This window comes from Scytonema hankhaensis NUACC26, from assembly GCF_045865695.1.
Taxonomy (GTDB): domain Bacteria; phylum Cyanobacteriota; class Cyanobacteriia; order Cyanobacteriales; family Nostocaceae; genus Scytonema.
This window is the reverse complement of the sequence record NZ_BAACAP010000065.1, coordinates 1-9,967: the sequence shown is the minus strand read 5'-3', so window position 1 is coordinate 9,967 and position 9,967 is coordinate 1. Positions and strand designations below refer to the sequence as shown.

Annotated in this window: 14 protein-coding genes; 7 read left to right on the top strand and 7 right to left on the bottom strand. The window is 38.5% G+C overall.

The features are described 5' to 3' along the window. Positions 1-135, top strand: a 135-nt coding sequence (locus ACKTT2_RS01735) for a tetratricopeptide repeat protein (RefSeq protein WP_407883337.1), incomplete at its 5' end; no start/stop codon positions are given. Between the two features lie 621 nt (positions 136-756). Further along, a complete protein-coding gene (locus tag ACKTT2_RS01730) occupies positions 757-1,095 on the top strand; it encodes a carbon dioxide-concentrating mechanism protein CcmK (RefSeq protein WP_407883335.1) in 339 nt (112 codons plus the stop codon). Positions 1,096-1,248: 153 nt separating this feature from the next. On the opposite strand, the gene ACKTT2_RS01725 is transcribed toward ACKTT2_RS01730, so the two are convergent. Together ACKTT2_RS01725 and petN are read right to left on the bottom strand one after the other, a co-directional pair. Then, on the bottom strand, positions 1,249-1,413 hold the full coding sequence (locus ACKTT2_RS01725) for a hypothetical protein (protein ID WP_407883333.1): 165 nt from the start codon (positions 1,411-1,413) through the stop codon (positions 1,249-1,251). 7 nt (positions 1,414-1,420) lie between these two features. Next, complete coding sequence (petN, locus tag ACKTT2_RS01720; RefSeq protein WP_072040835.1) at positions 1,421-1,510, bottom strand: cytochrome b6-f complex subunit PetN; 90 nt, start codon at positions 1,508-1,510, stop codon at positions 1,421-1,423. 134 nt (positions 1,511-1,644) lie between these two features. Between petN and ACKTT2_RS01715 the strand changes: the two genes are divergently transcribed. The 3 genes from ACKTT2_RS01715 (at position 1,645) to ACKTT2_RS01705 (ending at position 4,312) form a co-directional block, all read left to right on the top strand. Next, positions 1,645-2,124, top strand: coding sequence for a hypothetical protein (locus ACKTT2_RS01715; protein ID WP_407883330.1), 480 nt, complete (start codon positions 1,645-1,647; stop codon positions 2,122-2,124). Continuing rightward, entirely contained in the window at positions 2,114-2,674 is a 561-nt protein-coding gene (locus ACKTT2_RS01710) for a 3'-5' exonuclease (protein ID WP_407883328.1), read from the top strand. Before ACKTT2_RS01715 ends, ACKTT2_RS01710 begins: the two co-directional genes overlap by 11 nt. A gap of 234 nt (positions 2,675-2,908) precedes the next feature. Then, on the top strand, positions 2,909-4,312 hold the full coding sequence (locus ACKTT2_RS01705; protein ID WP_407883326.1) for a cytochrome P450: 1,404 nt from the start codon (positions 2,909-2,911) through the stop codon (positions 4,310-4,312). Between the two features lie 7 nt (positions 4,313-4,319). Here ACKTT2_RS01705 and ACKTT2_RS01700 read toward each other — a convergent pair whose 3' ends face one another. Both ACKTT2_RS01700 and ACKTT2_RS01695 read right to left on the bottom strand, forming a co-directional pair. Further along, the gene (locus ACKTT2_RS01700) at positions 4,320-4,895 is read right to left on the bottom strand and encodes a Uma2 family endonuclease (protein ID WP_407883323.1); all 576 of its coding nucleotides are present in this window, start codon (positions 4,893-4,895) and stop codon (positions 4,320-4,322) included. 43 nt (positions 4,896-4,938) lie between these two features. Beyond that, positions 4,939-5,514 carry a Uma2 family endonuclease gene (locus tag ACKTT2_RS01695; RefSeq protein ID WP_407883321.1) on the bottom strand — a complete coding sequence of 192 codons (576 nt, stop codon included), beginning with the start codon at positions 5,512-5,514 and terminating at the stop codon, positions 4,939-4,941. Between the two features lie 458 nt (positions 5,515-5,972). On the opposite strand from ACKTT2_RS01695, the gene ACKTT2_RS01690 reads away from it, so the two are divergent. Continuing rightward, positions 5,973-8,087 carry a TonB-dependent receptor plug domain-containing protein gene (locus ACKTT2_RS01690; RefSeq protein WP_407883319.1) on the top strand — a complete coding sequence of 705 codons (2,115 nt, stop codon included), beginning with the start codon at positions 5,973-5,975 and terminating at the stop codon, positions 8,085-8,087. 62 nt (positions 8,088-8,149) lie between these two features. Here ACKTT2_RS01690 and ACKTT2_RS01685 read toward each other — a convergent pair whose 3' ends face one another. Continuing rightward, positions 8,150-8,377, bottom strand: a complete 228-nt coding sequence (locus tag ACKTT2_RS01685; protein ID WP_407883317.1) for a hypothetical protein — start codon at positions 8,375-8,377, stop codon at positions 8,150-8,152. A gap of 132 nt (positions 8,378-8,509) precedes the next feature. Between ACKTT2_RS01685 and ACKTT2_RS01680 the strand changes: the two genes are divergently transcribed. After that, on the top strand, positions 8,510-8,806 hold the full coding sequence (locus tag ACKTT2_RS01680; protein WP_407883315.1) for a hypothetical protein: 297 nt from the start codon (positions 8,510-8,512) through the stop codon (positions 8,804-8,806). 43 nt (positions 8,807-8,849) lie between these two features. On the opposite strand, the gene ACKTT2_RS01675 is transcribed toward ACKTT2_RS01680, so the two are convergent. Both ACKTT2_RS01675 and ACKTT2_RS01670 read right to left on the bottom strand, forming a co-directional pair. Further along, a complete protein-coding gene (locus ACKTT2_RS01675; protein ID WP_407883313.1) occupies positions 8,850-9,518 on the bottom strand; it encodes a hypothetical protein in 669 nt (222 codons plus the stop codon). Next, entirely contained in the window at positions 9,454-9,846 is a 393-nt protein-coding gene (locus ACKTT2_RS01670) for an ABC transporter substrate-binding protein (protein ID WP_407883311.1), read from the bottom strand. Before ACKTT2_RS01670 ends, ACKTT2_RS01675 begins: the two co-directional genes overlap by 65 nt. Positions 9,847-9,967: the final 121 nt, after the last annotated feature.

Here is a 9,967-nt window from a genome sequence, read left to right as displayed (position 1 = left end):
GGAAGATACGATGAAGCCGAACCACTGTACAACCAAGCGCTGCAAATTAACTTAAAAGTGCTGGGAGCAGAACACCCTGACACGAAAGCTGTGGAAAGCAACCTCATTCTACTACGCAAACAATTGTTAAGCTAAAAATAGTTATTAGCTTCATAGTCCCCCTTACTTGGGAGGCGTCTGATTTCTTTTCTCGATCGCTAAAAATATAAACCCCTTTTCAATTCTTCTCAACTCCATATTGCTAAGTATAGAATTGCACAAATTCGGAGCGTTACCTATGTCATTGGTGAATGGAGCGAAGCAAAATGAAGAATCTCCAAATACTTCGCTTCACGGAACCTGCTCTCGAACAAAGCGCGATCGTGTTCCGCTCAGCATGACATATTACGCTCCGAGTTTATGAAATGCAGTACTAAGTAAGGGTATTTTTCTTTTAGTTTCCTGCTTCTGGGCGAGTTATTCTCTCTAACAATTGCTGAAATTCTCCCACAATCTATTAAGCTATAAACTTGAGGAAAAAAGAACTGCAAAAAAGGCTGAAAATATTCCCCTAAAGCTTCTTTCCAAGGTTCATCATCATTAGCATTTGGTTCATTCATCACGTTAGTTAACACAGCAAAGCAAGAATGGATGATAATTATCTCACGTGAAAATTTTATCCAAACACAAATTAATATTGAGATTTAAGCAGGTCAACTAAATTACAGTCTTTTTCAGATTAATAGACCCATCTAATTATATTTACCGAATTTATCTATGACATTAGCACTTGGCATGATAGAAGTCTATGGTGTTCCTACAGCCTTGGAAGCAGCAGACGCAATGTGTAAAGCGGCTCGTATAACTCTTGTCGGTTATGAAAATACCGACCTAGGACGCATTACAGTCTTGATACGAGGACAAGTAGGTGAAGTGAATGTTGCTGTTGCTGCGGGATTAGAGGCGGCTGTGCGCGTTAACGGTGGCGAGGTGCTTTCCTATCACACGATCGCTCGTCCCCATGAAAATCTAGAATACGCTTTACCAATTTATCGCACGGTAAACCTTGAACCATTTCATTCAGATATTCGATTTCCACCTCCACTGTCAGTTTAAAATCCTCACTCCCCTGTTTCTTTCCTCTGCGTACTCTGCGCCCTCTGCGGTTTTTTCTCATCAAATAATAATGTAGGGACACGAAAAACCGTGTCCCCGATAAGACATGATAGAACCAATAAAACAGATCTAATCTCCCTCAAAGCAAAGGATTCATTTCCGCTTTTTGGGAGCAGAACGTCGTAATTCGCGTTTTTCTTCTTCTTGCAAACGGCGATCGCGCCAACTTGCGAGTGTCAAATAGCCAATACCTCCGGTTACCGTGACAAGCAGTACCGCAGCAGCTAAAGCTAAAATACTCAGAAATGGACTTTCCACGATTCCCTTAGAGTCCGTTGCGACCCCAAACTACCATTGCAATTGACCAAGTAAAAACAACCAGTAGAGAAACCCAGCCTAGTGTCAAAATGTCCATAGCGGTACTTTTAAACAAATTTACGAAACAACTTCAATCTTAATGATACTGGAACCATGGACTGAACTGAAGTTTGTGGCTCAAAGCTTTACGATCGAAGTGCAATGTCTCCCAATCATAACAGAACGAAAACGGTGAACAAAGTTTTAGATCCTCAACTGATGGCAGAACGTATCGAATCCTTAAAAGCTGGGTTTCTGGGTTGTTTGTGCCTTGCGATCGCTTTTTTCATAACAGCTTTGGTTAATAGCTCGCTTGCAAAGTACTTTAATATACTCAGTACTTTTTCCTTAAACACGGTGGATTTGCGTTGGTTTATTAGCGCTGGTATTGCTGCTTTTTGCGGCTTGCTATTTGGTGTAACATATCGCTACATTATACGTTCAGATAAAAACTTCCAACTAAAGTCAGGAGGCGTGTTAGCTTTTGGCTTGGTAAGAGGCTTAACTCAGTTAGACATTGGACTTTCTTGTGGTAGCAGTGTTTTGCCTTTGATTATTATGGGAATTGAGAGTATATTGTGGTTTGGATTAGCTGCATTTGCGATCGATACTGCCTTCCGCTTTGGCTGGATTCAAACTTTTCAATCCAATAACCTTTTCTATGACAACTAATCGAGCCAGTTATTTTTTAATAGTCGATTTAGAAGCAACTTGTTCTGATGATGGCTTTATTCCCAGTGAGGAAATGGAAATTATTGAAATTGGTGCGGTAATGCTTAACAGTACCACTTGGGAATTAGATTCTGAGTTTCAGCAATTTGTCAAACCTGTAAGACATCCGCAACTGACAAAATTTTGTACGGAATTAACAACTATTCGCCAGCAAGATGTTGACAAAGCTTCTACTTTTCCCGAAGTTATTACTCAGTTTAAAGAATGGACAGTGTTATTTCCCCGACATATATTTTGCTCTTGGGGAAATTATGATAAGAAACAATTTCTTCAGGATTGTGAGCTTCATAAAGTTTCCTATCCCTTTGGTTCGGAACACAGAAATATAAAAAAGGAATTTTCAGAATATCTTGGCGTTTCTAAAGGCTTTGGCATGGCAAAAGCACTTCAGCATCTAGGTATAGAATTGCAAGGAGTACACCATCGGGGAATTGATGATGCTCGTAATATTGCAGCTATATATCGATATATGAAAACTCAGAAAAAATAGGTATAGGGTATTGGGAATTGGATGTAGAAAGAAATAAGTTTATTGCCCGATGCCCTGTGCCGTAAGTAAAAACTATGTATGGTCGGTAATGCCCACCAAATAATAATACTTTTGGTAGGGAATACCCACCTTACAGTACTGAAAATTTTTTATAAGTTTTTTAAGATGAATATATATATATCAACTTGTGCTTGTAACAGTACAGGTTAAAAATTTGTTTGGCAAAGTTTTTGTATGAAAAATCAGATACCATTACCCAATCGCCTCAAAACCCCACTTTTGTTACAAAGACTTCAATGGGTGGTTGACCCTGTAGGGTACATGGAAAATGCTGTTCGGCAACATCCCGATATTTTTACAGCTGAAGTAGTCGGTTTTGGAGACACTTTAGTATTTATTAACCATCCTCAAGCAATTCAGGAAATTTTAACCAACGATAGGAAAAAGTATACAACTCCAGGTGAGGAAAACAAAATTTTGCTACCTTTGGTTGGGGAACGCTCAGTCTTGATATTAGAGGGACAAAAACACAGACAGCAACGGCAACTCATGATGCCTCCATTTCATGGCGATCGCATGCGAGCTTACGCACAGACAATCCGCAATTTGGCTGAAAAAGTTTGCGATCGCATACCGCAAAATACACCCTTCTCAATTCGTCATGCAATGCAGGACATATCCCTGCAAGTCATGTTAAAAACTGTTTTTGGTGTTTCTGAAGGAGAGCATTACCAACAACTCAAGTACTTACTTGGGCAATTAACAGATGTTTTTCAATCTCCTCTAACTTCTAGTTTGCTGTTCTTTCCATTTTTACAAAAAGATTTAGGTTCTTGGAGCCTTTGGGGAAAATTTCTACGTTGGAGGGAGCAAATTGATGCAATACTTTACGCTGAAATTGCTGAATGTCGTACAAAAGCAGATCCAAATCGCGTTGATATTCTCTCATTGCTGATTTCTGCAAGGGATGAACGAGGACAGTCAATGACAGATCGAGAATTACGAGATGAATTAATGACTCTGCTATTAGCAGGAAATGAAACCACCGCATCAGCCATGGCTTGGGGATTGTACTGGGTTCACCATTTGCCAGAAGTACGCGAAAAACTCCTTCACGAACTCAGATCGCTTGGTGATTCACCCGATCCAATGAGTATCGCTAAACTGCCTTATCTCACAGCAGTTTGTCATGAAACCTTACGAATTCATCCGGTAGTCATGTTAACTTTTGCCCGGAAAGTTCAAGAACCTGTAGAATTGCTCGGACATGAGCTATATCCCAATACTTTACTTTTCAATTGCATTTATCTTCTGCATCAACGAGAAGATTTGTATCCGCAACCCAAGGAGTTTAAACCAGAACGCTTTTTAGAACGTCAATTTTCTCGTTATGAGTTCATGCCTTTTGGTAGCGGTGCGCGTCGTTGTATTGGTGAGGCTTTAGCTCTGTTTGAATTCAAGTTAGTTTTAGCAACTCTTCTGTCGCGCTATCAATTAGAGCTAACTAGTCATCAACTAGAAAAACCTCAAAGACGAGGTGTTACCCTTGCTTCTGGGGATAAAGTGAAGATGATAATTAGAGGAAAGCGTCAACTAGAAAATTCTTCACAGGTAGTTGCAATGTCAGTTAGAAGTTAGAAGCTGACTACCAAATATGTTGTAAGTTGAGAACAAAACTCGGTAAAACATCTTCTCCTGAGAGTTCTATTGGAGATTGTAATACTTCTACTTCTTTTCCCAATCGGTAGATTTCTACTCGGCGGTTTTTTCGATCGATTAACCAGCCGAGTTTTACATTATTCTCCATATATTCCCGCATTTTCTCTTGGACTTTTTCTAAATCGTCACTCGGAGACATCAACTCTAAAACAAAATCGGGAGAAATTGGGGGAAATTTTTCTCTTTGTTCGGGAGTGAGAGCCTCCCATCTTTCTTGTTTTATCCAAGTGACGTCAGGAGAACGGTTAGCACCATTAGGAAGTTTAAACCCAGTTGAAGAGTCAAAGACTTTTCCTAGTTTTGTTTGTCGATTCCATATTCCAAAATCAATAACTATCTCAGCGTTATAATTACCTGTTTCTCCTCCTGTTGGAGCCATAATAATAATTTCTCCCCGCGCATTCCGTTCAAATTTTACATCAGGATTTTTTCTACACAGGAGATAAAATTGCTCATCTGTCAATTCAATAACAGGTTTGAGTTGAAGGGTAATAGCGTTCATAATAATCTCTATATACTTTTTTAGTGATTCTTTAAGAAGATTTCTACCAAATACTTTGTAAATTAAGAACAAAGCCCGGTAAAACATCTTCCCCTGATAGTTCTGTTGAAGATTGTAAAACTTCTACTTCTTTTTTAAAGCGATAGATTTCTACTCTTTGGTTCTTTCGATCAATTAACCAGCCAAGTTTTACATTATTCTCCATATATTCCCGCATTTTCTCTTGGACTTTTTCTAGCTCGTCGCTCGGAGACATCAACTCTAAAATAAAATCGGGAGAAATTGGGGGAAACTTTTCTCTTTGTTCGGGAGTGAGAGCCTCCCATCTTTCTTGTTTTATCCAAGTGACATCAGGAGAACGGTTAGCATCATTAGGGAGTTTGAAACCAGTTGAAGAGTCAAAGACTTTTCCTAGTTTTGTTTGTCGATTCCAAAAGACAAAATCGGCTGCTATTTCCACGTTGTAGTTTCCTGTTTCTCCTCCTGTTGGAGCCATAATAATAATTTCTCCCCTGGCATTACGTTCAAATTTTACATCGGGATTTTTTCTACACAGAAGATAAAATTGCTCGTCTGTCAGTTCAATAACAGGTTTAAGTTGAAGGGTAATAGTATTCATATTGCAGTTAAGACTTAATTTATAACTATATATATAGTAATCCTAAATCATTTATAAACAATTTTAAGGATTGTAGGGCAATGCCCACCAAAAGCTTCAGTGGTGGGCATTGCCCACCCTACGTGTAGTTTGTAAATCAAATAGGATTGCTATATATAGCAATCCTATCTTATTTGTGAAAAAATCTAAGTACTGTAGGTAGGGCAATGCTTACCAAAGGCTTTATGTGGTGGGTATTGCCCACCCTACATATATTTCAAAAATCAAATAGAAGTCCTATATATATTGTATTTTTACACAATTCCTAATTTCCTCTAGTTTGACAGCTTGTCTTTTGACAAGGCACCTTACTCTCCGTAAGTATACAAATGCTCTAGCAAAAGCAATTTTTCTTTATACATTTATGGTTGTACTTGTCAAGAGCATTAATCAATAAGTTGGTGTGGTGAGGCAGGATAATGAAATTGGGTGTTCTAGTTTTTCAAGCAATGCTGGCTAATCTAGTTTTAGCTTCCATTAGCGTTGCAGAAGATAATAAGTTATCTAACAAAAACGATCGCGTATATAAAACTTCTGATATTCCATCTTTAAACGAGATAGAACGACCATTTACTAGTGCAAAATTACTACTCACTCAAACACCAACAAATCCAGGCAAAACCCCTCAAACAACAGACGATCGCAATTCTCCTACAGAAGAATCACAACCTACAAATGACAATGATGATGCTGACATCATTATCGATGTGACGGGAAAAGAGGATAGTCTCCCTCAATCGACTCCAACATATGTCATTCCAAAAGAGGAGATTCAAAAACAAGGCGCGACAAGTGTTGCGGATGTTTTGAAAAAATTACCGGGGTTTGCTATTAATGATGCGGGATATGGTGCTGATATCCATACTGGCACGTACTACCGAGGTGCTTCCATCAATCAATCTGTCTTCTTAATTAATGGCAGACCTATTAATAATAATGTCAATACCTATCACGGAACGACCGATCTCAATAGCATCCCTGTTGAATCGATCGAACGAGTGGAATTATACAGTGGTGCAGCTTCAACTCTGTATGGTTCCTCAGCTTTTGGAGGCGTTGTTAATATCATTACCAAACAAGGCGATATTGTTCCTAGATTGAATGCAGCTGCCGAATTTGGTTCTTTGAATCTCAATAACCAACAATTTAGCTATGCAGCTTCGATTAATTCTTTAAGATACAATTTTAGTTTTGAAAGGTTGTTTTTGGATAATCGTTATCGCGTTCCTGTTGGTGCGGCAAATCGCGATAGTCAAGGATACTTGTTTAACGCTGATACATCAACGAGTACTTACTTTGGCAGTCTGGCTTTAGATGTTGATAAGAAGAACACTGTTAGTTTAGATGTGAATAAATTGAGCAGTCGTAGGGGATTGATTTATTTTGGATTTCCTTTACAACGCGATCGCCTAGACCACGACGGGTTAAACATTGGTTTATCTTGGAAAAGTCAACTGAGTAATGACAATAGCTCTATTTTGACAACCTCTATAGGCTACAACCAAGATTACTTCAACACTTACGGACCTAGCAGCCAGTTTTATCGTAATGGAACGTTAGACACTCAACTTCTTTCCGTTAGAGTCGATCATGATTGGCGGATAACAGCAAATAATAAGCTGCGTTGGGGCTTAGATTTCAAAAACACTTGGTTGACTGGAGATGTATTGAGTACAATTCCTAATCGCGTTGCTTTGAATGAAACTGAGAATCAAGATTTATTAAACGCGGCACTTTTTGCAGTTACGACTTGGAATATTAGCGATAATTTTCTATTAGATGTAGGGCTGAGACAAAGTTTTGACAGTGAATTTGGAAATTATCTTAATCCCAGCGTGGGCTTGAAATACGATATTAATTCAACATTTTCTTTTCGAGGAAGTTGGGCTGGAGGACAGCGCAATCCCGGACTAGACCAGTTGTACGTATATGATACAGTACACGGTTGGGATCCCAATCCCGATTTAGAACCAGAAACTGGTTCTTCTTGGACTGCGGGAGTCGATGTGAGATTGTCTGAGAATTTAACAGGACAATTTACGTATTTTGGGAGTAGTTTAGATAACCGATTGGGAGTTGTACAAGGAAGATGGGCAAATATTGGTTTAGTGGTTACCAATGGTTTAGAAACAGCACTGAAGTGGAAAGTCGGTTCTGGTTGGTCAACTTTTCTTAACTATACGTATACAGATGCACAAATTAAAACAGGACCGGAAAGAGGATTGCAATTAAATACGATCCCTTACTCTGTAGCGTCTTTTGGTCTTGGTTATGAAAGTAAAGGTTGGCAGGCAAATCTATATGCAACTTACTACAGTGGTGCGCGTCGAGCGTTATTTCAACGACAGGGGGATAAAATTACAGATTTTAGTCCGTCTTTCTTTAATTTAGATTTTAGTGCTCGCATCCCCATTACGAGAACTCTAGGATTAACTGTTTACTTGGAAAATTTATTTGATGAAAAATACGAGCGTATCAATCGTATTTATAGTCCAGGTTTTACCTTCCGTATGGGTTTGTCGTCTAATATTTAACTGGGGGTAAGGGACTGGGGACTGGGAAATTAACCCAATCCCCAATCCCTAATCGCCAATCCCTAGTTCCTATTCAAAAGTGACATCAATCGCTTGTGTTGTTGTAACCAAATTTTGCAAGCTTCTGTGGTCAGTTGTATATCATCAGCACTTAAGTGCTCATCTGGTGTTTCGGATGCTAAAATCTTAGCAACTCGTGCAGCATCAGAATAACTCACTCCGTGTTTGACAAGCTTGGTATGAAATAATCGTTCTTTCTCTTCAATAGATATAAATAACACTCCATGCATGAACTTTCCGGAAGAGCAAATGAGTAACGTTATATTTCGAGGTTACTAGATTAACCGCAAAGCTGACTACCTGCTTTAAGATACAAAAATATTTTACTCACTTACTACTTTCGGTGAATTACAATTTTTCTTATGAGAGCCAAAATCAACGACGGAGTTTTGTTTCTTCACCATGAAGACGTACCAGAGTATAAGAAGGGCGGATCTGTAGTCAGAAATAGCTATTTCTGGGCATTGCGTTCTATTGCTGGTAAAGCTTCGCGTTATAAAGATTGGGAATACGAGCCAGAGGTTTGGTTTGCACTAACGCGGATGCTGTTATCTTTTGCTGAATCCAGGTATTTAGGTTTGAGCGAAACTGTTCTGGAGTTTCCCGCATCTCAAGGAGAAATTCCGGAGGTATTACGTCCTATCGCCACTTGGGAATAGAGTTTGGATCGGTAGACTGCTTTTAGCGCTGATGTGGGTTGCGTCACGAGGTAGCGATCGCGCCGTGCAATTGTTGCCGATCTGAAATCAAGTACAAAATATTTTGATGTGCATACTCTTGCGAAAATCCTCTATCTTCTAATAGAGATGAAATCTTACTCAGTTCTTCCTCAACTCGCTGCTGACTCTGCAACTGAATTAATAGCTTATTATGAATTGGTTTAATAATCCGTTTAATTTGCTCCTGAGTTAATTCCTCATTTTCTGGGTTTTCTGTGATAAAACTATGAGTAAGAAAAAGCTCATAACCCTTGATTCTTTGATTTTCAATTATTTGAAGAATCTCATAAAAACTTTGTTCAACAAATAGGTTAGTGATATATTTGAGAATTACTAAATCTAATGTATGTACATCCGGCTCATCCTCTTCATTTTTATTTTTATCCACTAGTGAATGCTTTTCTATTAATGAATCTAAAGTATTAAAAAGGTCTGCCGGTGATACCACCGTTACTCCTTTAATAGTATCTCTTCTAAGTTGTATCAATGAAGCCGAGTTACGCCGGAGAGCTATCCAATAAATAATATTTATTTCTAATGGTGATAATTTTTGAAATTGCTCATCTAAGAAACTAGTAATAACATCATTAACAACGATTGATATTTCCGCAAAAAGCTGTACGGAAAATATATTTATTAAATTTAAGCCCATAATTTTTTCCAGACACTCTTTTGATAGCTGTGCTTCCAGGAGAAATTGCAACTAGTCCAGCATTTCCATAAATATCTGCTACATGAGATGTGACTGAACTACTGTAGTGGCCAATAACTCCTAAGATATCTTTATAGCCACTGAGACGTTGAGCAACTTTTTCTCCTTCTTCGGGTTTTTCCCAATCGTTAGTAATTAGAACTTGTAAAAGTTGTCCGTTGATACCGCCAGTACATGATAGTTGTTTATCAGTATTATTGAGTACTTCCACAATATTTTCAATACCGCAATTTAATTTACTCTGAACATGAGCAACTCCACGCAGCATTTCATCATCAATATGAGAAGATTTATCCGATCGAATTGGGATACTATAGCAATCCTATTTGAGTTACAAACATGGTACATAGTGTCTTACTTTAGGAAAATTAAATTTTTGATGATTGGTT

What these genes read in the sequence shown, in the direction of transcription:
- ACKTT2_RS01730 (WP_407883335.1), top strand. Translation starts at nt 757, where the DNA reads ATGACATTAGCACTTGGCATGATAGAAGTCTATGGTGTTCCTACAGCC.
- petN (WP_072040835.1), bottom strand. Translation starts at nt 1,510, where the DNA reads ATGGACATTTTGACACTAGGCTGGGTTTCTCTACTGGTTGTTTTTACT.
- ACKTT2_RS01710 (WP_407883328.1), top strand. Translation starts at nt 2,114, where the DNA reads ATGACAACTAATCGAGCCAGTTATTTTTTAATAGTCGATTTAGAAGCA.
- ACKTT2_RS01705 (WP_407883326.1), top strand. Translation starts at nt 2,909, where the DNA reads ATGAAAAATCAGATACCATTACCCAATCGCCTCAAAACCCCACTTTTG.
- ACKTT2_RS01700 (WP_407883323.1), bottom strand. Translation starts at nt 4,895, where the DNA reads ATGAACGCTATTACCCTTCAACTCAAACCTGTTATTGAATTGACAGAT.
- ACKTT2_RS01695 (WP_407883321.1), bottom strand. Translation starts at nt 5,514, where the DNA reads ATGAATACTATTACCCTTCAACTTAAACCTGTTATTGAACTGACAGAC.
- ACKTT2_RS01690 (WP_407883319.1), top strand. Translation starts at nt 5,973, where the DNA reads ATGAAATTGGGTGTTCTAGTTTTTCAAGCAATGCTGGCTAATCTAGTT.
- ACKTT2_RS01685 (WP_407883317.1), bottom strand. Translation starts at nt 8,377, where the DNA reads ATGCATGGAGTGTTATTTATATCTATTGAAGAGAAAGAACGATTATTT.
- ACKTT2_RS01680 (WP_407883315.1), top strand. Translation starts at nt 8,510, where the DNA reads ATGAGAGCCAAAATCAACGACGGAGTTTTGTTTCTTCACCATGAAGAC.
- ACKTT2_RS01675 (WP_407883313.1), bottom strand. Translation starts at nt 9,518, where the DNA reads ATGGGCTTAAATTTAATAAATATATTTTCCGTACAGCTTTTTGCGGAA.
- ACKTT2_RS01670 (WP_407883311.1), bottom strand. Translation starts at nt 9,846, where the DNA reads ATGCTGCGTGGAGTTGCTCATGTTCAGAGTAAATTAAATTGCGGTATT.